The sequence below is a fragment of the Flavobacterium laiguense genome (assembly GCF_003097655.1).
Classification (GTDB): Bacteria; Bacteroidota; Bacteroidia; order Flavobacteriales; family Flavobacteriaceae; genus Flavobacterium; species Flavobacterium laiguense.
In genome coordinates, this window is record NZ_QCZH01000012.1 from 71693 (window position 1) to 98562 (window position 26870).

General features: G+C 35.4%; 20 protein-coding genes. 12 read left to right on the plus strand and 8 right to left on the minus strand.

From position 1 onward, the window contains the following. Positions 1 to 104 precede the first annotated feature (104 nt). From DB891_RS11355 to DB891_RS11380, 6 genes are all read left to right on the plus strand, one after another. On the plus strand, positions 105 to 2372 hold the full coding sequence (locus DB891_RS11355) for an aconitate hydratase (protein ID WP_116763606.1): 2268 nt from the start codon (positions 105 to 107) through the stop codon (positions 2370 to 2372). Positions 2373 to 2769: 397 nt separating this feature from the next. After that, positions 2770 to 3096, plus strand: coding sequence for a hypothetical protein (locus DB891_RS11360; RefSeq protein ID WP_116763608.1), 327 nt, complete (start codon positions 2770 to 2772; stop codon positions 3094 to 3096). Positions 3097 to 3157: 61 nt separating this feature from the next. Beyond that, the gene (locus tag DB891_RS11365; RefSeq protein WP_116763610.1) at positions 3158 to 3787 is read left to right on the plus strand and encodes a hypothetical protein; all 630 of its coding nucleotides are present in this window, start codon (positions 3158 to 3160) and stop codon (positions 3785 to 3787) included. Positions 3788 to 3919: 132 nt separating this feature from the next. Then, on the plus strand, positions 3920 to 4462 hold the full coding sequence (gene trhA, locus DB891_RS11370) for a PAQR family membrane homeostasis protein TrhA (protein WP_116763612.1): 543 nt from the start codon (positions 3920 to 3922) through the stop codon (positions 4460 to 4462). A gap of 305 nt (positions 4463 to 4767) precedes the next feature. Next, positions 4768 to 6441 carry a peptidoglycan endopeptidase gene (locus tag DB891_RS11375; RefSeq protein WP_116763614.1) on the plus strand — a complete coding sequence of 558 codons (1674 nt, stop codon included), beginning with the start codon at positions 4768 to 4770 and terminating at the stop codon, positions 6439 to 6441. A gap of 149 nt (positions 6442 to 6590) precedes the next feature. After that, the gene (locus tag DB891_RS11380; RefSeq protein WP_116763619.1) at positions 6591 to 8000 is read left to right on the plus strand and encodes an APC family permease; all 1410 of its coding nucleotides are present in this window, start codon (positions 6591 to 6593) and stop codon (positions 7998 to 8000) included. A gap of 221 nt (positions 8001 to 8221) precedes the next feature. Here DB891_RS11380 and ald read toward each other — a convergent pair whose 3' ends face one another. Continuing rightward, positions 8222 to 9316 carry an alanine dehydrogenase gene (gene ald, locus DB891_RS11385; protein ID WP_116763621.1) on the minus strand — a complete coding sequence of 365 codons (1095 nt, stop codon included), beginning with the start codon at positions 9314 to 9316 and terminating at the stop codon, positions 8222 to 8224. Between the two features lie 202 nt (positions 9317 to 9518). On the opposite strand from ald, the gene DB891_RS11390 reads away from it, so the two are divergent. Next, entirely contained in the window at positions 9519 to 9977 is a 459-nt protein-coding gene (locus DB891_RS11390; RefSeq protein ID WP_116763623.1) for an Lrp/AsnC family transcriptional regulator, read from the plus strand. A gap of 612 nt (positions 9978 to 10589) precedes the next feature. On the opposite strand, the gene DB891_RS11395 is transcribed toward DB891_RS11390, so the two are convergent. Together DB891_RS11395 and DB891_RS11400 are read right to left on the minus strand one after the other, a co-directional pair. Then, positions 10590 to 12038, minus strand: a complete 1449-nt coding sequence (locus DB891_RS11395) for a glyceraldehyde-3-phosphate dehydrogenase (RefSeq protein WP_116763625.1) — start codon at positions 12036 to 12038, stop codon at positions 10590 to 10592. 156 nt (positions 12039 to 12194) lie between these two features. Beyond that, positions 12195 to 13595: a trypsin-like peptidase domain-containing protein gene (locus DB891_RS11400; RefSeq protein WP_116763627.1), complete on the minus strand. Its 1401-nt coding sequence runs from the start codon at positions 13593 to 13595 to the stop codon at positions 12195 to 12197. 279 nt (positions 13596 to 13874) lie between these two features. Between DB891_RS11400 and dapF the strand changes: the two genes are divergently transcribed. The 4 genes from dapF to DB891_RS11425 all read left to right on the plus strand — a co-directional run bounded on the left by dapF (position 13875) and on the right by DB891_RS11425 (position 17627). Further along, positions 13875 to 14657, plus strand: coding sequence for a diaminopimelate epimerase (dapF, locus tag DB891_RS11405; RefSeq protein ID WP_116763629.1), 783 nt, complete (start codon positions 13875 to 13877; stop codon positions 14655 to 14657). A gap of 167 nt (positions 14658 to 14824) precedes the next feature. After that, positions 14825 to 15352, plus strand: a complete 528-nt coding sequence (locus DB891_RS11410; RefSeq protein WP_116763631.1) for a GNAT family N-acetyltransferase — start codon at positions 14825 to 14827, stop codon at positions 15350 to 15352. Between the two features lie 57 nt (positions 15353 to 15409). Beyond that, positions 15410 to 16450: an endolytic transglycosylase MltG gene (gene mltG / locus DB891_RS11415; RefSeq protein WP_116763633.1), complete on the plus strand. Its 1041-nt coding sequence runs from the start codon at positions 15410 to 15412 to the stop codon at positions 16448 to 16450. A 541-nt stretch (positions 16451 to 16991) separates the two neighbouring features. After that, complete coding sequence (locus DB891_RS11425) at positions 16992 to 17627, plus strand: peptidoglycan-binding protein LysM (RefSeq protein WP_116763637.1); 636 nt, start codon at positions 16992 to 16994, stop codon at positions 17625 to 17627. 72 nt (positions 17628 to 17699) lie between these two features. Here DB891_RS11425 and DB891_RS11430 read toward each other — a convergent pair whose 3' ends face one another. The 5 genes from DB891_RS11430 to udk all read right to left on the minus strand — a co-directional run bounded on the left by DB891_RS11430 (position 17700) and on the right by udk (position 23403). After that, positions 17700 to 18236 (minus strand): hypothetical protein, encoded by a 537-nt coding sequence (locus tag DB891_RS11430; RefSeq protein ID WP_116763639.1) that lies wholly within the window; start codon positions 18234 to 18236, stop codon positions 17700 to 17702. 489 nt (positions 18237 to 18725) lie between these two features. Further along, a complete protein-coding gene (gene scpA / locus DB891_RS11435; RefSeq protein WP_116763641.1) occupies positions 18726 to 20855 on the minus strand; it encodes a methylmalonyl-CoA mutase in 2130 nt (709 codons plus the stop codon). A gap of 82 nt (positions 20856 to 20937) precedes the next feature. Beyond that, the gene (locus DB891_RS11440) at positions 20938 to 22302 is read right to left on the minus strand and encodes a methylmalonyl-CoA mutase subunit beta (RefSeq protein WP_116763643.1); all 1365 of its coding nucleotides are present in this window, start codon (positions 22300 to 22302) and stop codon (positions 20938 to 20940) included. A gap of 37 nt (positions 22303 to 22339) precedes the next feature. Beyond that, positions 22340 to 22663: an FtsB family cell division protein gene (locus DB891_RS11445; RefSeq protein ID WP_189337138.1), complete on the minus strand. Its 324-nt coding sequence runs from the start codon at positions 22661 to 22663 to the stop codon at positions 22340 to 22342. A 131-nt stretch (positions 22664 to 22794) separates the two neighbouring features. Further along, entirely contained in the window at positions 22795 to 23403 is a 609-nt protein-coding gene (gene udk, locus DB891_RS11450) for a uridine kinase (protein WP_116763647.1), read from the minus strand. Positions 23404 to 23908: 505 nt separating this feature from the next. On the opposite strand from udk, the gene DB891_RS11455 reads away from it, so the two are divergent. Further along, positions 23909 to 26870, plus strand: a 2962-nt coding sequence (locus DB891_RS11455; protein ID WP_133243528.1) for a hypothetical protein, incomplete at its 3' end; no start/stop codon positions are given.

Below are 26870 nucleotides of genomic sequence, written 5' to 3' on the forward strand. Positions count from 1 at the left end.
TAATTTAAAAGCCTGAGTCACTAGACTCAGGCTTTTTTTTATACTCTATTTTTTTGTATCTTGTATGTTTAAAAATAGAATAGTAACAATTATATATAAATCTTATGGCTTTTGATATTGAAATGATTAAAAAAGTGTACGACAACATGAAAACTCGTGTTGATGCTGCACGTGAGATTGTTGGTCGTCCACTTTCTTTGACTGAGAAGATTTTGTACAGCCATCTTTGGGATGGAACTGCAAAGCAAGCTTATGGAAGAGGAGTGGATTATGTTGATTTTGCACCAGATAGAGTGGCTTGTCAAGATGCAACAGCTCAAATGGCATTGTTGCAATTTATGCATGCTGGTAAATCAAAGGCAGCAGTTCCTACAACGGTTCACTGTGATCACTTGATCCAGGCCAAAGTTGGTGCTTCTACAGATTTAGCGGTAGCAAATACACAGTCAAAAGAAGTTTTTGATTTCCTATCTTCAGTTTCAAATAAATACGGTATTGGTTTTTGGAAGCCAGGATCAGGAATTATTCACCAAATTGTTTTAGAAAACTACGCTTTCCCAGGTGGAATGATGATTGGTACCGATTCTCATACTGTAAATGCAGGTGGATTAGGAATGCTAGCAATTGGTGTTGGTGGTGCTGATGCTGTAGATGTAATGTCTGGAATGTCTTGGGAATTGAAATTCCCTAAATTAATAGGAGTAAAATTGACCGGAAAATTATCGGGTTGGACTGCGCCAAAAGATGTTATCCTTAAAGTGGCCGATATTCTTACCGTAAAAGGGGGGACAGGAGCTATTGTTGAATATTTTGGAGAAGGTGCTTTGAACATGTCTTGTACAGGAAAAGGAACTATCTGTAATATGGGTGCTGAAATTGGCGCTACTACGTCTACATTTGGTTACGATGATTCGATGCGTAGATATTTGGCTGCTACTGGGCGTCAGGATGTAGTGGATGCTGCTGATAAAGTGGCTTCTTACTTGACTGCAGATCCAGAAGTATATGCTAATCCAGAACAGTATTTTGACCAACTTATCGAAATCAACTTATCTGAATTAGAACCACATATTAACGGACCTTTTACACCAGACCGCGGAACTCCAGTTTCTAAAATGAAAGCGGAAGCTGCTGCAAACGGATGGCCAATAAAAGTAGAATGGGGATTAATTGGTTCTTGTACCAACTCTTCTTACGAAGATATGGCTCGTGCTGCTTCAATAGTAAACCAAGCCGTTGAACACGGAATCACTCCAAAAGCGGAATTCGGAATCAATCCAGGTTCTGAGCAAATTCGTTACACTATCGAAAGAGACGGTATCATCGCTACTTTCGAAAAAATGGGAACTAAAGTATTTACCAATGCTTGTGGACCATGTATCGGACAATGGGATAGAGCAGGTGCTGACAAAGGCGAGAAAAATACTATCGTACATTCATTCAACCGTAACTTCTCTAAAAGAGCCGACGGTAACCCAAATACACACGCTTTTGTAACTTCGCCAGAAATGGTAGCTGCACTGGCTATTTCAGGAAGATTGGATTTCAATCCGTTGACTGATACTTTATTGAATGATAAAGGAGAAGAAGTGAGGTTAAATGCTCCGTTTGGTGATGAATTGCCAAAAAGAGGTTTTGCTGTTGAAGACGCAGGTTTTCAAGCACCAGCCGAAGACGGATCAAGCGTTCAAATTGCCGTAAGCGAAACTTCAGATCGTTTGCAATTATTGGCTCCATTTGATGCTTGGGACGGTAAAAATATTTCGGGGTCTAAATTATTGATTAAAGCTTTCGGAAAATGTACTACAGACCACATCTCAATGGCAGGACCATGGTTGCGTTTCCGTGGACATTTAGATAATATCTCAAACAATATGTTGATTGGTGCAATCAATGCATTCAACCAAAACGCCAATTCGGTTAAAAACCAATTGACAGGCGAGTACGATGCAGTTCCTGCAGTAGCTCGTGCCTACAAAGCAGCTGGTGTTCCTTCTGTTGTTGTTGGGGATCACAACTACGGAGAAGGATCTTCTCGTGAGCATGCCGCTATGGAGCCTCGTTTCCTAGGTGTAAAAGCGGTATTGGTAAAATCTTTTGCCCGTATCCACGAAACAAACCTTAAAAAACAAGGTTTATTAGGATTGACATTTGCTACTGAGGCTGATTACGACAAAATTCAAGAAGATGATACTATCAACTTTACTGATTTAGTTGATTTCGCTCCAGGAAAACCATTAACGTTAGAATTCGTTCACGCTGATGGAAGCAAAGATACTATCTTGGCTAATCATACCTACAACGAAGGACAAATTGGTTGGTACAAAGCAGGTTCAGCATTAAACTTAATTGCAGCTGCAAGTAACGCATAAGTAATTAACTGTTTCTATGTCAAAACTCTCAAGGCAACTTGGGAGTTTTTTTTGGTCCTAAGCTAGCAAAAATGAGGAGCTCATCCTGCTGTCACTTCAAGCTTATTCGTATCCTTGTTTTTTCTAAGATATAAAAGGAGCTTCCTCTGGTCGCTCTTTTATATCAAGAAAAAATACAAGGCTACTTCATAAGGCTTTCCACTTCCATCAGGGCTAGGGCATTGGTTTTTATAATAATATTTTGTTGTGATTATGAGTTTATTGATGTTTAAATTAGGTAGTTGAAAGGTTCTGAAAGTTTACTGAAATTAATTTATTTTTTTTTGATACTCTATAAGGGAATTTTGATAAATTTACAAGCTAACTGTTGGTTTTAGAATTAAAATTTAATTGCATAATGCTAATACTTCTTTCAATTTTAATATTGTTTATTCCTTTTTGGTTTCAGATTATTGTTGGGAATAAATCCTTGAATAATTCAATATCCATAAGCTTTGTTATTGTCTGTGTGATTAGTTTGATTCTTCAAGTGCTCATAACATTATTCAGTTTCTTTTTGGCTATAAAAAGTATTGTTGGCAGTGGAAATAAATGCGCTACTGGAGCAGTCGGGATTTTTGCTTTTAGTTTTTTAATAACGTTATTGATGTTGTTTGCGATGGTTGTGCAATTTGTTAAAAAGAAGTTGCGAGATAGGAGTGTAAATCTCGATGAGCCAGAATAAATAAAATCTCTTTGAATGAAATTAAAGAAAAACCAATTACTAATAAAACATAAACATTGAAATGAATTCAATCGAAATTCCAGCTGATTTAAAAAATCTTATTGCTAATGAAAAAATAGATTTTTGTGTAAAAGCAAAAAGCAATTATCCAAAAAGCAAATCATACGGAATAATAATATTTGGAATAGTTTGGACTGCGTTCATAAGTATTTTCGTTATTGCATTTTTTGGACCTCTTTTTTTAGGAAAGGAAGTTCATTTTAAAACAAACGATGAACCAACTGTTGGGAGTATCGATAATTGGGAACCATTATTGGTGCCGGGGCTAATAATCGGATTGTTTGTGATAGTTGGTTTAAGTATGCTTATTTGGGGATTTTATACTTTGTTTCAAAATGGAGGATATTTCGTTGGGACCGAAACTAGATTAATCAAGTGTCTAAACAATAAAATAACAATAACGGATTGGGAGCATTTTTCTGGGAATATAGAATTAAGCAATGAAAATAATCTTGGCGATATTGAGTTTCAATTAAGAACAGGAAAAATGGAAAGCAGAAAGAATAGTCCAGACAAGTTCGTACCTGATATTATCTATATTTCGGGAGTTAATAATGTTCTTGAAATCGAAAAATCATGTCGAGTAAGAATCAAAGAAAACGACCCAACACCGGTAATTGTTAATCAATGAGAATTGTAAATGATGAAATATTTTGTTCAATTAAATGTTTTAAAATTGAGATGTTTTTCGTAAATTAGAATGATTAAATTTAATGAGTTATCTTATTTTGAACTGGAAGGTAGATTGTAAACAACAAATACAATGTTGCATAGAGATCAAACGCGAAGTGAGGAATTAGCCAATGGAATTTCACATATTCTAGGGGTGCTTTTTTGTTTGATAGCAATGCCTTTTGTAATTGCGGCCGCTTCTAGACAACATAATTTAGTTACACTATTATCCGTTATTACTTTTGGCGTCGGAATGTTATTGGTGTATACTTCTTCGGTTTTGTATCATTTGACTAAAAACGGAAAGACAAAACGACTGCTTAATACTGCAGATCATATTAGCATATATTACCTTATTGCAGGAACGTATACTCCACTCATGGTGCGGTATTTGAATCACGATACTGCGGTTGTTTTTCTTGGAGTGATGTGGTCTATTGTGGCTTTGGGCACTATTTTTAAGATTTTTTGCTCCAAGCAATTTGAGTTTGTATCCATGTTGCTTTATTTGGTAATGGGTTGGATGATTGTTTTTGTCATAAAACCATTGTGGCATACTGTTCCTTTAGTTGTGCTTGCCTGGATTCTTGCGGGTGGAATAAGTTATACTTTTGGTGTTTATTTTTTTTGTTAAAGGAGATAAACGATACTATCATACTATTTGGCATTTCTTTGTGCTTTTAGGTACTGTACTGCATTATATCTCTATTTATTTAAGTTTATAGAATTCTTTTAATGGATTGTGATATGCTTTAAAAAGGATGGAATTGTTGTGTTTTTTAAAATTTTAGTAATCCTTTAACTTTCTAATCTAACAATTAACTTATATTTGTAAATCTTGAAAAAAAATCATTTTTGAGAGACAAAATACAGCAAAATTCAATAATTCGCCTCGAAATCGCTTGTATTTGTAAAAATGAGGTAGAAATTGAAAAATGTATGAAGTATTTTAGAGTAATTGTTTTTGTCCTGACTTTGTGTAGTGTTAGTGTTTTTTCGCAAGATAAAAACATCAAACATAGCATAGCAAAAGGGGAAACAATTTCTAGTATTGCTGAAAAATATAATGTTTCTGCAACTTCGATTTACAAGCTAAACCCAAATGCTAAAAAAACCTTGCAACTCAATCAGGTAATATTGATTCCAAATTCGGAGACTAAAAAAACGAATAAAGTGGTTGCAGTTCCTGAGAAGAGCACAAAAATTAATCACGAAGTCTTACCAAAGGAAACACTTTACGGGATTGTTAAACTATATAAAACAACAACCGAATTACTTTATAAAGCTAATCCGCAATTAGAAGCGGAAGGTTTAAAAATTGGTCAAACGATTAATATACCAACAGTAGGATTGACCAAAAAAGAAATTGCAAGTCTATCCAATAAAAACACTTCCGAAACTGTCGAAACTGCACCCTTGATGCATCAAGTGAAACCTAAAGAATCTTTGTATGCCATTGCCAAACAGTACTCTGTTACCATTAAAGAATTAAATGAAGCCAATCCAAAAATAGGAAAAAAAGGATTGAGTGTTGGACAAATGATTGCGATTCCGAGTAATGGTAAATTGCCTTTTGAACCAGTTGTAGCCGAAGAAAAAACAATTCAAGAAGTAGCGAGTGTAGCTGTAGTTGCTGAGAATAAAGAAGTAGCCACAAAAGTAAAGGAAAAAGAAATAGAGCAAAAAGAGAGAGTAGCTACAAAAGAAATTGAAACTATTACTCCGAAAGAAATAACACCATTGGCGCATAAGGTTAAGTCGGGAGAATCTTTGTATGTCATTGCAAGACAATACGCAATTACATTAAAAGAATTGAAAGAGGCCAATCCGAAAATAGGTAAGAAAGGATTGAGTATTGGGCAAATGATTGTGATTCCAAGCAATGTGGAATTAGAAGGGAAATTTGTTGTCTCTGAAGACAAAGAATCGATTCCAGTTATTGTACAAAGCGCAAAAGAAGATAAAGAAATAGAGACAGATACTCAAAATACAGGCACAGACGTTATTCATGAGGTACTGCCAAAAGAAACCAAATACGGTATTGCCAAGAAATATGGAATCACAGTAGGGGTATTAGAAAAGCAAAATCCTGCCATTCAACAAAAAATATTGGTTGGTTCTAAGCTTACCATACGTGTCCCAAATGCTACTATTGTAACCGTTGCTAATGAGGAAGTGATTGAAACTAAAGATACAGAGTCTAATTCTGCGATAACGATCTCCAATGAAAACTTAATCGATCAATTGATCGCTTCGGCTTCTGATAATATTGGGACGAGATACCGTAGTGGAGGAACTTCAAAAGCTGGTTTCGATTGTTCTGGTTTGATGTGTTCAACTTTTGGGGGTTTTGATATAAAATTACCGAGATCATCTATTGAACAATCTAGTTTTGGAGAAAGAGTCGAAACCGAAAAGGCGCAAAAAGGAGATTTGATTTTCTTTAAAACAAACGGCAGAAGTCGAATTAATCATGTTGGTATGGTTGTGGAGGTTTTAGATGGCGAAATTAAATTCATTCATTCGGCTACACATTCTGGAGTGATTATTTCCTCTACTAAAGAGTCTTATTATCAACGCAACTTTGTGCAGGTGAATCGAGTAGTTAAATAGCTTTTAGAAAAAATATATTCAGCACGACTCTTAAGGAAACTTAAGAGTTTTTTGTTTTTAGGATTTAATTTCTTTGCGTAAAGACTAATGTTAGTCTTTTTCCAAAAAAAGTATATCTTTAGCCAACCAAAAAAATAAACCAAAAAAAAATGGAAGAAAACATACCAGGAGAATTTAAAAAAGAATTAGGATTATTAGATGGAACAATGCTTGTAGTAGGTTCCATGATAGGATCTGGGATATTTATTGTAAGTGCCGATATCGCTAGACAAGTGGGATCAGCGGGTTGGCTTATATTAATATGGCTGATCTCAGGATTGATTACTATGATTGCTGCCGTGAGTTACGGGGAATTGAGTGCCATGTTTCCAAAAGCAGGAGGACAATACGTTTATCTCAAAGAAGCCTATAATAAGTTAATTGCTTTTTTGTACGGCTGGAGTTTCTTTGCGGTAATTCAAACGGGTACCATCGCAGCGGTAGGGGTAGGTTTTTCTAAATTTGCCGCCTATTTATACCCACCTTTAAGTGATGAAAATGTATTGTATGAATTAGGTAGTTTTAAACTCAATGCTGCTCAAATAGTTTCTATAATTACGATTGTGATATTGACGTACATTAATAGCCGTGGGGTAAAGAATAGCAAGACTCTTCAAACAGTTTTGACGGTTGTTAAAATTTTGTCGCTTTTCGGATTGATTATTTTTGGATTTATACTGGCTGCCAAAGCGGATGTTTGGAATGCCAACTGGACTGACGCATGGAGTTCAAGAGCTTTTGATGTAGAAAAGGGTTCGTGGATGCCTATTGGAGGAACGGCTTTGTTAACGGGAATATCGGCAGCCATGGTGGGTTCTTTATTCTCCAGTGATGCTTGGAATGGAGTTACTTTTATTGCGGGGGAAATTAAAAACCCAAAACGCAATGTAGGATTGAGTTTGTTTCTAGGAACGTTGATTGTAACGGTTATTTATATCTTGACCAACTTAATGTATCTTGCGGTAATCCCTTTTCAAGAAATTGCAACGGCAAAATCAGATAGGGTAGCGGTGGTTGCTTCTCAATATACCTTTGGAGACATGGGGACGATTATTATTGCGTTGATGATTATGATTTCGACTTTTGCGTGTAATAATGGATTAATTATGGCTGGAGCCAGAGTGTATTATACGATGGCAAAAGATGGTTTGTTCCTAAAAAAAGCGGGAGAGTTGAATGATGCAAGTGTGCCGGCATGGGCTTTATGGGTTCAATGTTTGTGGGCTTCGCTATTGTGTTTGACGGGTAAATATGGCGATTTGTTGGATTTTGTAATCATCATTGTTTTGATTTTTTATATTCTTACGATTTATGGAATTTTTATTCTTAGAAAGAAAATGCCTGATGCCGATAGACCTTATAAAGCTTTTGGATATCCTTTTTTGCCTTTAGTGTATATTATTATAGCTTCGGCAGTTTGTGTGGGACTGTTGCTTACTAAATTTTCTACTTGTGGTTGGGGAGTCTTGATTATGCTTACGGGAATTCCGGTGTATTATTTGACCAAACCGAAGGGGTAAGTTGGCAGTGTTCAGTAATCAGTGTTCAGTATTTAGATTGGAGAATTCAGAACGTAAATTCAGATTGCAGTTTAAATATAGAAATCCGTCTCATGTAAAATTGAGACGGATTTTTTAGCTTTTAAAAAACAGAAAACCCGTTTTCTTGAGGACGAAAACGGGTTTTTCTAGTGTAGTAAGCACTTATTTAATATTAGGAAACTGGTTCTTAATACTAACTCTTAATTCAAAGGAAGGTTCCAAGCATCAGCAACTCCTTTGTAAAGGATTTTTCCGTTAGCAATGTTTAATCCTTTGTTTAATTCTTCGTTTTCAGCACATGCTTTTTCCCATCCTTTGTTTGCCAATTGTAAAGCATAAGGTAAAGTAGCATTTGTAAGTGCCAATGTAGATGTATAAGGAACTGCACCGGGCATATTTGCCACACAGTAATGTACAATATCGTCAATGATAAAAGTTGGGTTTTCGTGAGTTGTAGGAGTACATGTCTCGATACAACCTCCTTGATCTACCGCTACGTCTACAACTACAGTTCCTGGACGCATTAATTTAAGCATATCACGTTTGATTAAGTGAGGTGCTTTTGCTCCTGGAATTAATACTGCACCAACAATTAGGTCAGACTCTGTAATTGCTTTGCTGATGTTGTAATGATTAGACATAATTGTAGAGACGTTTGCTGGCATCACGTCATCTAAATAACGTAAACGCGCTAAACTCACATCCATAATCGTAACATGAGCTCCTAAACCTGCAGCCATTTTCGCTGCTTGAGTTCCTACGATTCCACCACCAAGTACTAATACTTTAGCAGGAGGAACACCTGGTACACCACCAAGAAGAATTCCTCTTCCTTTTAATGGTTTTTCAAGATATTTAGCACCTTGTTGAATCGCCATACGACCGGCTACTTCAGACATTGGTACCAATAATGGTAAGCTACGGTCTGTTTTTTCAACTGTTTCGTAAGCCAAACAAACAGCTTGACGCTCTATCATTGCATGAGTTAATGGCTCTGATGATGCAAAGTGGAAGTAAGTGAAAAGTAATTGATCTTTTTTGATTAAATTGTATTCAGAAGCTATTGGCTCTTTTACTTTGATAATCATTTCGGCGATACTATATACCTCTTCAATAGTAGGTAAAATTACAGCTCCGGCAGCAGTATATTCTGCGTCTTCAAAACCGCTTCCTTCACCTGCAGTTGCTTGAACGTAAACACTATGTCCGTGGTTTTTCATCTCAGCAACACCTGCTGGAGTTAGAGCAACACGATTTTCGTTATTCTTGATTTCTTTTGGTACACCGATTATCATATCAATAGTATTAAGTTGTTGTTTCTAAATTGAAATACAAATCTAAGGCATAAAGAAAAATTTAGCGCATATCGATTTAAAATAAGAAAATATTATTTTTATTTAGTAATTTAGCATAAAATAATTCTGTATTTGATGTTTTTTTTATTTGTAAAAAGAAAATTAATCGGATTATTTGAATTTTAACGAATCCCTTTATGTTATGATTTTAGATGAAACTGACAGAAAAATATTGCGACTTCTGCAAGAAGATGCGCATTTGACCTTAAAAGACATTTCGAGCAAGATAAATTTGTCTCTAACACCGGTTCATGATCGAGTGAAACGTCTTGAAAAAGAGGGTGTTATAGAGAAATATGTTTCGATATTGAATAAAAAAAAGCTAGGTAAAAACCTGACGGTTTATTGTCAAGTAACTTTGGTTAGACAGACTTTTGATATATCGGATGGTTTCAATCAAGCTATTTTGAATTTGCCCGAAGTGGTGGAATGTAATTTTGTTTCGGGAAGTTTTGATTATATGCTTAAAATAGTTCTTCCGGATATGGAAAGTTACCATCATTTTCATCAAAAAAAATTATCGGTTTTGCCTGAAGTATCCTTGATCAATAGTTTTTTTATTATTTCGGAAGTGAAGAGTACGACGGTATTGCCGATTTAGATTTTTGATTTAAGATTAACGATTTTTGACTTTAGATTTTGAAATGAGAGAATAAAAAATAGAAAAAGTTCAAAAGAGTGTTCCAAAGTTTCAGCACAACGAATTATCATAAAATTGTCATCCTGACGAAGGAAGGATCTCCATAATACTATTCTATAATATTGTCTTTGCGAGATGTGATGTAAAATGTTATTCTTTTTGATTGTCGAGTTTCTTGCGGAGATTTCTCCTTCGTCGAAATGACAAACTTGTGTGATATTGCATATTTAAATCATCATGTTTTGTAAATGCTAATAACGAAAACTTAATCTGCTGATGTTGCGCGTGAAGGATAGGAGCAAGCTACCGAAGTAGCGCGTCCCGATAGCTATCGGGAAGCCTGACAGTAGTAGGAAAGGGCTCGAATATGCGTAAAGTATGTTGGGGCCCTTTTTTACTGGTGGCACGTCCTAAGTGAATTTAGAGTTCAGATTTTAGAATTTTGAAAACAAAAAATCCGCCTCGTTCTAAAACTTGGCGGATTTCTATTGAATTCAGGTTGGATTGTAAAATTATTATCTAAAAAACTAAAATTAAAACTAAAAGCACAACTCCCAACCTGTAAACGGTATGCTAGTAATACGTAAAACGTCTTACTTTGGCAATGTATTTGGCAAGTCGAATTACTTGGTGGCTGTACCCATATTCGTTGTCATACCAAATGTATAATACTATATTTTTTCCGTCTTTGGATACGATGGTTGCGTTGCTGTCGTATATAGAAGGTGCTGAGGTTCCTACGATATCCGATGAAACTAATTCATTGTTTAATGAATATTTGATTTGCTCTACCAATTCGCCTTCAAGGGCATATTTTTTCATGATGGTGTTGATAGCTTCAACCGAAGTTTCTTTGGTTACTTCAAGATTTAAAACAACCAATGAACCATTAGGAACCGGTACGCGAATCGCATTTGATGTTAATTTACCTTCTAATGATGGCAATGCTTTTGCAACTGCGGTACCTGCACCAGTTTCGGTGATAACCATATTTAGTGCTGCAGCTCTACCACGACGGTATTTTTTGTGCATATTGTCGACCAAATTTTGATCGTTGGTGTAGGCGTGAATAGTTTCTAGGTGACCTTTTACAACTCCTAAAGTATCTTCAATTGCTTTTAGAATTGGAGTGATTGCATTGGTAGTACAAGAAGCAGCCGAGAAAATATCTATTTCGTCTGGATTGTACTCGTTTTGATTTACACCATGAACGATATTTGGAACTCCTTTTCCTGGTGCTGTAAGTAAAACTTTGCTTGCTCCTTTTGAAGTTAAATGGCGACTCAAAGCCTCTTTTGTTGTGAAAGCACCTGTATTGTCAATCACTAAAGCATTGTCGATACCGTATTGTGTATAGTCAATTTCTTCTGGAGTGTTTGCTGTGATGATATGAACGGTTGTACCGTTGATGATCAAAGCATTGTTTTCGACATCGGCAACAACAGATCCTTGGAAATCTCCGTGAATGGAATCGTAACGTAATAATGAAGCTCTTTTTTCTAGGCTTGAAGCATCGTTTTTGTCTCTGGTAACGATGGCTCTCAAACGCATTTGTTCGCCTTTACCTGTTTTTGACATTAATTCTCTAGCCAATAAACGACCAATACGACCAAAGCCATAAAGAACTACATCTTTAGGTTGAATTTCTTCTGAGGATTTTGCTTCTTTTAATTTATCTAAAACAAAATGTCTTGCATCTGGATATTTTTCATCTTCTAATCCGTATTCGTAAGTCAATTTACCGATATCTAATTTTGATGGTGGTAAGTCTAAAGAAAGAATAACATTGGCAATTTCTACTGAGTCTGAAACCGAAATAGGTTTACCTACAAATTTACCCGCGTATTCGTGTAAGTTGATAATTTCGCTTACGTTTCTATCAATTAATTGATTGCGAAATAAAACCAACTCAATCGATTTGTCGTACCACAAATCGCTGATAATTTTGATTAATTCTACTCCTGAACGTCTTCTGTCGGCTTGAAACGAAACTTCTTTTTCGTATAAATCCATGTTATTCATATTGAAAATTTGTAAAATAAATTAATGCAATTTTTTAAAATTTGGTGCAAAAGTATAGTTTTTATATGTTTAACGAAAACGATTTCGTAATTTTTTTTAAATAAAAAAAGCTGCCTTAGAATTGTAAGGCAGCTTTAAATTTATCGATTTAACGTTTTAGATAATTATTCGAATGACTTCTCCGTTTTTATTAATCATTTCGATACGAATACTTTGTTTTTCATCTTTATTATTCAAAAGTTTAGAGACGGTTTCAATATTCGTTGCTTTCACATTATCAATGCTTAAAATGATGTTTCCCTTGAGTTCTTCATTGTATTGCAGTAAATTTTCATTGGTAATGGCTTTGATTTTTACTCCATAATCCAATTTGAATTTCTTTTTATCGGCAGCATCAATGTTTTCTAGTTCGATGCCTTTGAATTCTGTAGTAAAAGATTCGTTTTTACTCAATACAACTGGAGCAATCATAGTTTTTCCATCTCGCAGATAGGTAACTTGAATTTTGTCGTTTGGTCTTTTGGTGTTTACATAACCCGAAAGATCGGCAAAAGTGGCAATATCTTGATTGTCTAATTTTATGATGATATCTCCTTTTTGTAATTTGGCTTTTTCGGCTCCTGAGTTTTTGGTTACTTTGTTAATATAAAAGCCTTGTGTTTGCGTAATACCTAATTCTTTGGAAGCAGTACTGTTTAATTCACCTCCTTCAACACCTAGAATTCCTCTTTGTACATTTCCAAATTCCATAATGTCCTCAATTATTTTCCGAGCATTATTAGAAGGAACAGCAAAGGAGTAACCAACATAAGAACCTGTCATAGACGAAATCATCGTGTTGATTCCTATTAATTCACCACGGGTATTTACCAATGCGCCACCACTGTTTCCAGGATTTACAGCTGCATCCGTTTGTATGAATGACTGAATTCCTCTGGTGTCTAGATTTCTGGCTTTGGCCGAAACAATTCCTGCTGTTACGGTTGATGTTAAATTATAAGGGTTTCCTACCGCTAGAACCCATTCACCGATTTTTACTGAATCGGAATTGGCAAATGTAGAATACGGTAATTTTTCATCGGCATTAATTTTTAGCAAGGCAATATCCATTTTAGAATCGGTTCCAACGAGTTTTGCTTTGTATGTTTTTTTGTTGTTTAAAGTGATTTCAATATCATTAGCGTCTTTTACGACGTGATTATTGGTTACAATATATCCATCTTCAGAAATGATAACCCCTGATCCAGTTCCTACTTGTTCTTGTTGTTGCTGTCCGCCATAGCCATAAAAATATTCCATTATGGGATTGGAAATAGTTCTTACCGATACGTTTTTTACGTGTACCACAGTGTGAATGGTTTTTTCTGCGGCAACTGTGAAATCTACGTTTTCTGCGCCTAAACTAGCTAGTCTTCCATAGGACTCGGGAGCCAGTGTTGTAATTCCATTTTTGTTAGACGAAAAATAACCGTTGTCATCAAATAATAATTTGTAAGCGCCAAGGGTTGTTGCGCCACTTAGCAAGGATACCAAGAATAATTTTGAAATTTGTTTCATAGGTGTTAGTATTTGTTATTTGATTCTAAGTTGCTATCCCGATATTGGGACTAAGATTGTTTAATTTAAAAATAAATGATTCTTTGATTTGCTTTTTTTGTTGTTTTCTGAAAAATAGAAGCTTAGTATCTCAGAAACTTAGTTTCTTTAATATTATTAGTTATTTGATTACGAATTTAGGAGTATTTTATTTTTGAACAATACAGTTTAACGCTCTTTAACAATGATTAACAATTCATTAATAGTTTGTACTTTTGTGTAACTAAAATTGAAATAAAAATGCAATTAGAATTTTATAAATACCAAGGAGCTGGAAACGATTTTGTTATGATCGATAATCGTTCTGGATTTTTTCCAAAAGAAAATACGCAATTGATTGCTCATTTGTGTGACAGACGTTTTGGGATAGGGGGAGACGGACTCATATTGTTAGAAAACGATTCGGATACTGATTTCAAGATGGTGTATTATAACTCAGACGGCAATCAAAGTTCGATGTGTGGAAATGGAGGGCGCTGTTTGGTGGCTTTCGCCAAAGATTTAAAAGTGATTGAAAATAAAACTACTTTTATTGCAACAGATGGTTTGCATCAGGCTTCATTTGAAGATAATGGATTGGTTTCTTTGCAGATGATTGATGTTCCCACTATAGAAATTAAAAAGGATTATTCGTTCTTGAATACAGGTTCTCCACATCATGTGCAAATGGTAGAAGATTTAGAACACTATAATGTAAAAGAAAATGGTGCAGCGATTCGCTATGGTGAATTATACGGCGCAGCAGGAAGCAATATCAATTTTGTAAAAAAAATAGATGATACCACTTTTAGACTTCGCACCTATGAAAGAGGAGTGGAAGACGAAACTTTGGCTTGTGGAACTGGAGCTACAGCTGTTGCAATTGCCATGAATGCTACAGGGCAAACGGATGTCACTGCCATTAATGTGAATGTTGAAGGCGGAAAATTAGTCGTTTCTTTTGATAAAGATAAAAATGGTTTTACGAATGTTTTCTTGAAAGGGCCTGCTGAATTTGTGTTTAAAGGAGAAATAAAAATTTGAGATTGCTACGCCAGTTCGCCTTTCAGGCTCGGGTGTAGATTAACGATTTTTGATTTTAGATTTATGTAGCATCGAAATTCAGAAGTTATCCTTAGTTTGTTATCACTCGTGTCAAAAATCAAAAATCGTTAATCATCATTCAAAAATCTAAAATTTTAACTTCCTCAATGAAAACATTAAAAGGCGATAACATTTACATCCGAGCGCTTGAACCCAATGATTTGGAGTTTATTTATGCCATAGAAAATGACCAAAGCATTTGGGAAGTGAGTAATACACATACACCCTACAGTCGATTTTTGGTGAAGCAGTATTTAGAAAATGCCCATCAGGATATTTATGAAGCCAAACAATTGCGGTTGGCGATTTGTCAGGATCAAGATTTCCCTGCTTTGGGATTGATTGATTTGTTTGATTTTGATCCTAAGAACAATAGAGCAGGTGTAGGTATTGTAATTCAGGGTGTTGAGAATAGAAATCAGAGCATTGGGTCGGAAGCATTGGACTTATTGATTCAATATGCTTTTTATAATCTTAATTTACACCAATTATATGCAAATATTGGATGTGAAAATACGGCTAGTATTGCTCTTTTTACTAAATTTGGTTTCGAAAAAATAGGCATCAAAAAAGATTGGACTTTTGTCAATGGAGTCTACAAAGACGAAGCGATTTATCAATTAATTAATGAATAGAAATTTCCAGAATGTTTTTGGGGACGAACTAGAATAGCAATTTTAAATTTATATATTTTGAACATAAAGAAAATAGTATCCATAGGAGCTGTGGTAATTGTATCCATTTTAATCGTTTACGGTTTTGTTTTGATAAGCCAAATTTTTAGTGACAACACAAAATTTGCAGAAAAAGAGTTGTATGTCTATGTGCCAACTGGATCGGATTATGAGCAAGTAAAGAAAATAATTGCGCCGTATGTAAAAAACATGGATCGATTTGAAATGGTAGCAGGAAAAACAAGCTATCCCGAAAACGTAAAATCTGGACGTTTTTTGTTTAAAAAAGGAATGAGCAGTTATGATTTGGTTAGAACTATGAAGGTAAATGATCCAGTAAGTTTAGCTTTTAATAATCAAGAGCGTTTAGAAAATTTTGCCGGACGTGTTGGTTCTCAAATAGAACCCGATAGTTTGGAGTTATTGAATACGTTTAAAGATTCTATTTTTTTGAAAGAAAATGGATTTACAGAAGAGAATGTTTTGGTAATGTTCATTCCAAACACTTATGATATTTATTGGAACACTTCTGCAGAGAAGTTTCGTGATAAAATGATCAAGGAATACCGTAATTTTTGGAACAAAGAACGCACTGCCAAGGCAGTCGCTCAAGGTTTAACGTCAATTCAAGCTACTGTTTTGGCTTCGATTGTGCATAAAGAATCGGTTAAGAAAGATGAAAGGCCTAGGATTGCGGGTGTTTATTTGAATAGAATGGGACTCGGAATGCCATTGCAAGCTGATCCAACCGTTATCTTTGCGATGAAAAAGAAGTCTAATGATTTTAATCAAGTCATCAAGAGAGTTTTTTATAATGATTTGATTATGAAACATCCTTATAACACTTATGTAAATATAGGTCTTCCTCCAGGGCCAATCGCTATGCCTGATATTACTGCACTTGAAGCGGTTTTGAATCCTGAAAAGCATAATTACATCTATTTCTGTGCAAGTGTAGATCGTTTTGGATATCATGAATTTGCGGCTACTTTACCAGAGCATAATGTTAATGCCAAAAAATACTCCGATTGGATTATTGGTCAAGGAGTACAACGCTAGGGATTTTTCATATATTAAAGAATATTTCAAAAAGCTTCAAAATTGTTTAGTAAACAGTTTTGAAGCTTTTTTTTTTGCCTCTATTTTTTTTTAGATCAAATTGATTTTTTTTCCAAAAATGATCTTATGGAAACGCAATAGACAGCCCTCCCGATAGCTATCGGGATTGTGGTCATGCCCAAATGTAAATTAGTGTTAATAAAAACCGATTATTTAAATTTCAAACGATATCGTAAAATTGAGATTTTTCAATCTTTACGGTGTTATTTTGTCTTTTTTAGACGTTTTTACTTTTTTTAAGCAAGAATAAGCTTAGGTATTCATGCTGGTTATTATGTGTTTTTATTATTTCTTTTATTTTTATTATTAAAATTTAAATACCCGCACAACGAGGTGTTTAAGGGGTGTTTGTTTTGCTTTTTGGTAAGTTTAACGAGTTTTTTGATAGGTTTAGCGGCTTGATTTTTGGCTTTATTTTTTAAGTCGTATCTTTGCGCATAGAAATTTCTTAACGGGACAGCGTTTTGAAGAAATCCCAATTATGATAAAAAAATGGTATTATTGCGCGAGTTTGATTGTTGTTGTAGCTTTTTTAAGCTCCGGTTTTAAACCCTCTAAATTAGATTCTACCCCATGGTTTCTAATTCACGAAACAGATGATTCATCCTACTTACTACCATCTTTAAATGTTGACGATTATACCAATTCTGAGATTCCCTATACTGGAACTTTTTTTATTGGTTATAAAGAAGCAATCGGCTTCAAAGAGTCACAAGGAAAATACAAAAAAATTAATTCTCTCGGCTATTTAGGAAAATACCAATTTGGTATAGAAACATTAAAAACTATTGGAATCCACAATAGTAGTGTCTTTCTAAACAGTCCTAAAATGCAAGAAAAAGCATTTATTGCCCTTTTGTCTAAAAATAAATGGGAGTTAAGAAATGTTATCGAAAAGTATGAAGGTACCGTTATAAATGGAACTAGGATTACGGAATCGGGAATTTTGGCAGCAGCGCATCTTGGCGGTGTAGGATCAGTGAAAAAATATTTTAGATATAAAGGTAAGCGTTATTTCAAAGATGCGTACGGGACTTCTATAAGGAGTTATCTAAAGAAATTTGGGGGGTATGATACTTCCTTTATTATTGCTGATAGTACTGCAAGTGTACTGTAAGTTTTCTTGAATCTCAATTTTTAGTAATATGAGACCGTTTGAAATTAATTTCAAACGGTCGCTTATTTTTGTTTAGCTTTTAGCTATTATTTCTCCTTCGGGATTTACTTTTAATTTAATTATTTCGTTCTCTTTTTTGATTTTTAAATTGTATTCCTTTTTTGTAATATCCCCATTTTCTTGAGTATAGAGAAACTTGTCATTTACAATTTGCCAACCTGGATATGTTTTGTAAATGGAATAAATGACTGGTGCAGGGAGTTGTACATTACTGTATTTTTCAACAACGCCGGTAAGTTTTCCTTTTTCATCATAAGTGGCTGTCAAAACTCCTTTTTCTCCTTCTAGTATAACAAGATAATTGTCAAAACCTTCATAGTCTTTTCCTAAATTATAGGTGATAAATTCATTTTGAAGTTGTGTAACACTTGGGTCTGGATTTTTATCAGGTAGGTAAACTGAAAAATCTTTTCCTGCACTTTTAATTACTACCTCAGGTAGGTCTATGGATTTCATTTTTCCCTCATCTTTACCTCCGTTTACCTTATTCTGTGAAAAAGAGGTAATATGCGTTCCTAAAAACAACATAATAATGATAAATGTTTTCATAATATTCTTTTTAAATTAATAGTATACTTGAAAATAGTAGGGATAAAATAAATACCAAGGTTTTTTGTTATTGCTTCCCCTTCTCATTATTTTTTATTTATTTTAAACACTAACTACAAAGTTAGTTTAATTATAAAAAATTGAGTGTTAAGTACTTACTTAATAGATGTTAATTTATTGGACTTTTTTATTCAGATAGAGAGTCATAATATCTAGATATAAAGCAGTATAACCCAATTTTGCGTATTACATCATAATTATAGGATTATATATATGTATAATTAGAGCCAGAAACTTAATATTTGTTCGCTATTTATACGAATCAAGGGTTGAAATGTGCCTATTGGAACTTTTCAACCCTTGATTCGCATTGTTATTAAAGTACTTAAGGGAATAGTTATGGTTAAATTTTAAGAAGGGAAATTTAATGGAGTTTTATTAAAACACGCACACGAATAAATTCCATTTTAAATTAAACGGAGAATCCAGTTAATCAATTAAAATTTCTAATATTTTAATGGCGGCCTCGCTAATTTTTGTTCCGGGTCCAAAAACAGCCACTGCACCAGCATCAAATAGAAACTGGTAATCTTGTGCAGGGATTACTCCGCCAACAATAACCATAATGTCTTCTCTACCATATTTTTTAAGTTCTTCAATTACTTGAGGAACTAATGTTTTGTGACCAGCAGCGAGTGAGGAAACACCTAGAATATGTACATCGTTTTCCACGGCTTGTTTGGCAGCTTCGGCAGGAGTTTGAAATAATGGGCCAATATCCACATCAAAACCTACATCGGCATAACCAGTAGCGACAACCTTGGCACCACGGTCGTGACCATCTTGTCCCATTTTGGCAATCATAATTCTTGGTCTACGTCCTTCTTGTTTGGCAAAGGCGTCTGCTAGTTGTTTTGCTTTTTCAAAGCTCTTGTCGTCTTTCATTTCTTTGCTATACACACCGCTAAAAGATTTAATTTGTGCTTTATATCTGCCAAATACTGTTTCTAACGCATCGCTAATTTCCCCTAAGGTACAACGATTCCTCGCAGCTTCAACGGCAAATTCCAATAAATTTCCTTCTCCAGTTTGGGCGCAAAGGGTTAATTTTTGGAGTGATGCCTGTACTTTTTTAGAATCTCTCGTTGCTTTAATTCGATCGAGTTGTTCGAGTTGTTGTAGTCGAACCATCTGATTGTCTACATCCAGAATTTGTAAGGGATCTTCTTTCTCTAAACGGTATTTGTTAACTCCTACAATAATGTCTTGACTACTATCGATTCGGGCTTGTTTACGGGCTGCCGCTTCCTCAATTCTAATCTTTGGAATTCCAGTTTCAATGGCTTTGGTCATTCCGCCCAATTCTTCCACTTCTTCAATGAGTTTCCATGCTTTTTCGGCAATTTCATTGGTTAGGCTTTCCACATAATAACTACCTGCCCAAGGATCTACTGTCTTGGTGATTTTTGTTTCTTCTTGTAAATAGATCTGGGTATTTCGGGCAATTCGAGCCGAGAAATCGGTAGGCAAAGCAATCGCTTCATCTAGTGCATTGGTATGCAAAGATTGTGTTCCTCCAAAGGCTGCTGCGGTAGCTTCGATGCACGTACGAGCCACATTGTTGAATGGATCTTGCTCCGTCAAACTCCAACCCGATGTTTGGCAATGGGTTCTCAATGCCAATGATTTATCATCCGTTGGGTTAAATTGTTTAACGAGTTTTGCCCAAATCATTCTTCCAGCTCTCATTTTGGCAATTTCCATAAAATGATTCATTCCAATAGCCCAGAAAAAAGATAGGCGAGGAGCAAAATCGTCTATTTTCATTCCGGTTGCCAATCCTGTTCGAATGTATTCTAAACCATCGGCAAGCGTGTAGGCCAATTCAATGTCTGCAGTAGCCCCAGCTTCTTGCATGTGGTATCCTGAGATGGAAATGGAATTGAATTTAGGCATTTTATTGCTGGTGAATTCAAAGATATCAGCGATGATTTTCATCGATGGAGTAGGTGGGTAAATGTAAGTGTTACGTACCATGAACTCTTTCAGGATGTCATTTTGGATGGTTCCAGAAAGTTGCTCCGGTTTTACCCCTTGTTCTTCTGCCGCAACGATATAAAAAGCCATAATAGGCAAAACGGCACCGTTCATAGTCATAGAAACCGACATTTCGTCAAGCGGAATCTGATTGAACAATACTTTCATGTCTTCAACAGAGTCTATGGCTACTCCTGCTTTTCCAACATCACCTACTACTCGTTCATGGTCTGAGTCGTAACCTCTATGTGTAGGTAAATCAAAAGCGATAGAAAGCCCTTTTTGACCAGCTGCAAGGTTCCGTCTGTAAAAGGCATTGCTTTCTTCGGCCGTAGAAAATCCGGCATATTGACGGATTGTCCACGGTCTTCGCACATACATAGTGGCGTAAGGCCCTCGTAAATTAGGCGCAAAACCCGCTCCAAAATCAAGATGCTCGATGGTTTCGATATCTTTTTCGGTGTACGTTTTGTGGAGTTCAATTCCTTCGGCAGTTTGAAAATTTTGTTCCAAGTTTAAGGGAGCAGTTTCCAAACCATTGGAAGTATCAAGCTTTATATGTTGTAAATCTTTTCTTTTCATTTTTTTAGTCTTTAATCTTTTTGGTTGCTGTGCCAAATTGATTTTTTTTATAGTTTATCGAAGACTGAATACTGCAATCTGACTACTCTTCCAAAAGTCGTTCCTGTTCCAATTTCTCGGCCAATCGTTTTTCAATTATTGGGGTGATCAAAGTTTTTCGGGGCTTAATTTTTACAAAAGGAAACAATTCTAAGTCCTGTTTCATTTTGTCCTGCTTGTTGGGGTATTTGTTGGTACCTAATAGTGGTTCTTTTCCGGAGTCGAATAAAGCTTGTTCGGTATCGGCACTTTCTTGAATTTTTCTTTTGATGACACCTTCATTCAATTGCTTTAGAAAACCTCCATTGGCTTCAATGTCTTTGAATAACAATAATGCTTTTTCGGCCAATTGATTCGTTAAGCTTTCAACGTAATAACTTCCGTCAGCGGGGTTGTCCACTTTGTCAAAATAGCTTTCCTCTTTTAGAATCAACAATTGATTTCTGGCAATTCTATCGCCAAATTCATTGTCTTTATGGTACAAGGCATCATAGGGTAAATTGGCAATGGCATCTGCTCCTCCGAGAATGGCGCTCATGCATTCGGTAGTGGTGCGAAGCATGTTTACATTATAATCGTAGATGGTTTTGTTGCGTTTTGTTGGAGTAACCAGTAAATGGCAATCTTGGTTGTGATTGTATTCTTGGGCTATTGTATTAAAAAGGATTCGTAAAGCACGCAGTTTTGCGATTTCGAAAAAATAATTGGTTCCTACCGAAACTTGAAATACAATCGGTTGATTGATAGCTGTTATTCGATTAAAATATTCATTGGCATGAGCCACACCATAAGCGATTTGTTGAACCATATTGGCACCGGCATTTTGGTACAAACCACTATTTATGCTTATAATCGAAAGAGATGAAGTTTCTTTTGATAGTGTGTTTAGCGTGTCAAAATTAGTTTTATCATTGGTTACAAACCAATTCCCGTCTTTGGCTAATTGTCCTATTGGGTCTAAATTACAATAGATGGTCGCTTTTTTTTCTTTTGCAATAGCGTCAATCTTTTTTACGAAATCGATTGAAATAAAACTGAAATGAAAGTAAATGGCAACTTTGTCTAAAGGTAATTTTCCTAATAGTTTTGCAATATCAACAGTGTCATCTTGAATAGTGAAACGGAGACTTTCAGCGCCACGATTTATAGAATCCAACCCTTTTTCTATTGATTTCTCTATGTCAAAAACAAAGATATTTTGGCATATTTTAAATTGCGAAGCTTTTGTGGAAACGGACTGTTTTTTTGTAAAATCTTCTTTGTCGTAAAATGGTTTCACTTTGATATCCTCTGGAGAATTCCAAATTAAGGTGTCATTATAATCGGCTCCTTTGAGTTCAAATTGAATTTTTTGTTTCCAAAGTTTTGCAGAAACAGGGCTGAAATCGTCGAATAGGTTCTTAGCCATTTTAATTGTAATTAGTTTTGATTATAATACTTAACGATTATTTCTTTTTAACGGTATCACCTTCAAATTCGATGATGTAAATATCTTCACTATCTTTTTTCATATAGTATTTTTCACGAGCATACTTTTCGATTTGTAAAGGGTTCTTCAATTGCTTGATGTTCTCTTCATCTTTTTTTATTTCGCCTTGATAATAAGTGGCATTGTCTTCCAGCTCCTCTATTTGTTTGTTTAAAAAACGATGTTCAAAATAGGAATAGTTGTCCAAAAAGATCATCCAAGTCAAGAAAGACAGTGAGACCCAAACATACTTGTTGCTTAAAAGTTTAAACCAAGTTTTGTCTTTATAGGGGTTTTTCATTGAGATTTTTTTTAGTATCTAATTTTAATGGAAAAGTATAGATTTTGTTTTGTAATTCTTTGTTTTTTCACATGGGTATGATAAAAATAAAGAGTTGTGCGTTTTAAATACGCAATAAAATTACAATAAAATTATAAAATACGTTGATTAATTACGGCACGAACCACATCGATTGCCACGGTATTGTATCTGTCGTTGGGTATTATAATGTCGGCAAATGCTTTTGTGGGTTCAATAAATTGTTCGTGCATGGGTTTTAAAGTGTGTTGATAGCGGTTTAAAACTTCATTCATGTCTCTGCCCCGTTCTGCGATGTCTCTTTTCAAGCGGCGAATTAGGCGTTCGTCTGAATCGGCATGCACGTATATTTTGATATCAAAAAGATTTCTTAATTCGGGATTTGTTAGGATTAAGATACCTTCAACAATCATCACTTTTCTTGGATGTGTGACAACAACATCATCGGTTCTGTTGTGTTGTACAAAAGAATAGACGGGTTGATTTATAATATTTCCAGCTTTTAATTCTTTGAGATGCTCTACCAATAACTCAAAATCAATAGCTCTTGGATGGTCAAAATTGATGTTGGAACGATCTTCGTAGCTAAGGTCATGGGTTTCTCTATAATAGGAGTCTTGAGAGATAATCCCAACTTCAGCTTCGGGTAATTCGTTCATGATTTGATGAACGACTGTTGTTTTTCCAGATCCTGTTCCTCCTGCAATTCCTATAATGAGCATAAAATATTTTGTTTGTTTAAGTTGCAAAAATAGCAATAATTCTATTGAGATAGATCGATTCAAGGAGTTCAGATGATATTCTTATAAACAAAAGTGTTTTTTGCCATTCAGCACTACAAGCACTAAGATAATTTCTAGCACGAAGTCACAAATCAATAAAGATATTTTTGAGTCCCGATATCGGGATTGTGACTTGCGGCATTTTTATCATAGTATTTGTTAAAAAAATGAAGTATAAACAGAGTAAAATGGTTTTTTACACACAGAAAAGCAATGTAAATTGATATAATAACATTTAATTCAAATAAAACATGTACTTTAACCGTAAAAATACACACTTAATCGATTAGTTATGATATAGTTAGATTTGTCTTTTTTGTTTTGTGGCGATTGTATATTTTCGCATCCTTAAATTATGTTGATTTTTTACTATAAATTCTTTCAATATATTTTTATAAGCCACATGTTAAAAAAGTTATTCTGTTCAAATACAAAGTTTTCAATTATGATAAAAAAATTACTTATTACACTGCTTGTATTATTGAGTTTTAATAAAGTTGTTGCCCAAACCCCTGGAATGATTATAGAGCCGGCCAGTGGTGCTTCTAAATCTGTCTTGGATCCTAATAATGATGGTTATATATCAACATCAACAGCTGGATTTTTGGGGAATGACAAGAGTAATAGCGAAATAGCCTATAGAACATTGATAGCGGCAGGTAGCGAACCCAGTTCGGATGTTAGGAATGGTCCTAATTGTGGTTTCTCTGATTTTGTTGAATCTGTGTCTGGGGGTATTGATCCTGTTTTTCATTATTCTAATGGAACAAACTGGTTGTTTCGATTTAGAATGGCCAGTATTGCTCCCAATGCAAAAAGTTATTCGATTTTAATTGATACCGATGGTTTGTTTGGATCTACCGGCCCAAATGCTGATCCAACTTATACAACATCTAACCCAGGTTTTGAAGTTGAAATAGTTTTGGCTACTAAATTTGGAGCCAGAATTTATAATTTAGAAAATGCATGCGGAGCAAATCTTGTCAAGTCATATCCCGTTGATAGAATACAAAAATCTATTGCAGCTTCTACAGAATGTAGTCAAATGAATTTCTTCTTAGATTTTTATGTTGACTGGGCGGATTTAACACCGCTTGGATTTACTCAGGCTACTCCAATGCGATATGCTATTGTTGATAATATGGCAGCGGATAAGTCTACAATTTGCAGTCCGAGCTCTGCCTCAGATATTGGTGGGGTAAATGATACCGCTTGTGGAAGTTTGGAAAATTGTTTTAATGTGATTATTAATAATCAGCCACTTTGTTCTCCGAGTTCTCCTGCTACATGTGTTTTTTCAGATTGCCCTGTAATAACTTTGCCTTTGTCAACAGGGGCTACTACGGTAAGTGGAACTTCTACTGAAGCAAGCGGAACGACTATTCGAGTTTATAAAAATACAGCTTTAATAGGTTCAACTACTGTAACTGGAGGAGCTTGGTCATTAACTGGAATTTCGCCGCCACTTGTAATTGGTGACAAGATTTCGGCAACAGCACAAGCGACAGGAGAAGTCGAGTCAGGAACGAATTGTAATAATACAACAACAGTTCTAGGTTCTACATGTACACCGCCAATTACAAGTGCATATGAATGTGGTAAAAGCATTCAAGGAATTGCAACTCCGGGTGCAATAGTTAGAGTGTATAAAGGAACAAACACAACTCCCGAAATTCCTGGAGGAGGAACAATTTGGACTTCTGGGCAATCAATTACAGCAACAACTTTGCCTAGTGCATTATCTCCAAATACTCAAAATTTTCTTCATAAATGTACTACAGATGGAGTTTCAACAAGATGTAATTCTTCTGGAGCAGGTTGCTTAACATATGGTGCTTATCGGATTACGCAACAATTAGCGGGTCAATGTGAGTCGACACCTGTTTGGATTTGTGTTGGTGGATTATCACAAACAGCAACTCCAACAATTTCTACAACTATTACTACCTCTACTACTTCAGTAAGTGGTACCGTTCCAACACCAGATAATGTTGTAGGTGTTACAGTATATTTATATGCAAACAATATTCAAATTGGAACTACAACCACAACAGCAGGAGGTAATTGGACAATTCCATCTTTGACTTTTTATACATGTGATATTGTAAAAGCATTAGCTGTAAAAACTACAGTAACTGTTAAATGTCCTTCGGATTATTCTACTGCTCAAACAATTTCTGCGGGTGTTACATCTGCTCCAACGATTACAGGTACTTATTGTACCACTGCTACTATAACGAAAGTAACGGGTACTTCATCAGAACCAAATGGAACCGAAATTCAAGTATTCGAAAATGGTATTGCCGAAGGATCAACAACAACCGTTCTTGGAGGTTTATGGACAGCCACAACAGGAATTAGTATCGCTCCAGGAAGAACGATAACTGCAAAGGCTACAAATTTAACGAGTTGTGAATCTCAAAGTGTGGCATCTGCAGGCGTTTTGGTTGGATCACAAACTTCAAATGCAGTTACTATCACTCCAGCATCAATTGTAGAAAATACAACTTCCATTTCGGGGACAGGTGCCAATGGGGATACAATAAAATTATATATCGATGGCCACCCGGTATATCAAGATTTAGCAGAAACAACCTTGGCTACAGCTGTTGTTTCGGGTACTTCTTGGACAATATCAACAATTTATGCTAATGCATTATATTCTGGAGGAATAGTAACGGCAACAGCCACAAGTGGATCAAATTGTGAAGGGGTAAAATCGGATTCAACCCCTGTTACTTGTAGTCCTCCATCAAAAACGTTAACGGTAAATCCAGATAATACCACTGTGTGTTCAGGAAGTGTCGTTGCTAATGTTCAAGTGCTTTTATCCCAAGCGGGGGTAATTTACCAACTATTTAATAATACACTTGGGTTAAATTCCGGGTCATCTGTATTAGGAACTGGCGATCCGATAACTCCGATAACTCTGAGTTCTGCAGTACTTACTGCAAACGCTACATTGTCCATAAAAGCCATTAAATTTCCTTTTGGTTCTTGTACTCAAACGTTAGATGAAACAGTGGGGGTTACTGTAAATGCCGTTCCAACCTTGTCTTTAGCGGTAGGTTCGGATGCCGCTTCAATTTGTGAAAATACTTCAACAAACATAACTGTTGCACTTTCTCAAGTTGGTTTTAATTATCAATTAAGGAATGGTACAACAAACATTGGATCAGCAGTAGCGGGAACGGGTGGTACTATCAATTTGCCAACGGGTAATCTCTCTGCTACAACTACATTTAATGTAACAGCTACAGGAGTTGCCCCTTCAAGTTGTACAGGGCAATTGACGGCAACAAAGGAAATTACAGTAATTGCCTTGCCAGTAGTGGCAGCCATCGCAGATGGTTCGACAGCGGTTTGTGCAGGTTCAGACACAGCAGCTTTCACCAACACCACAACAG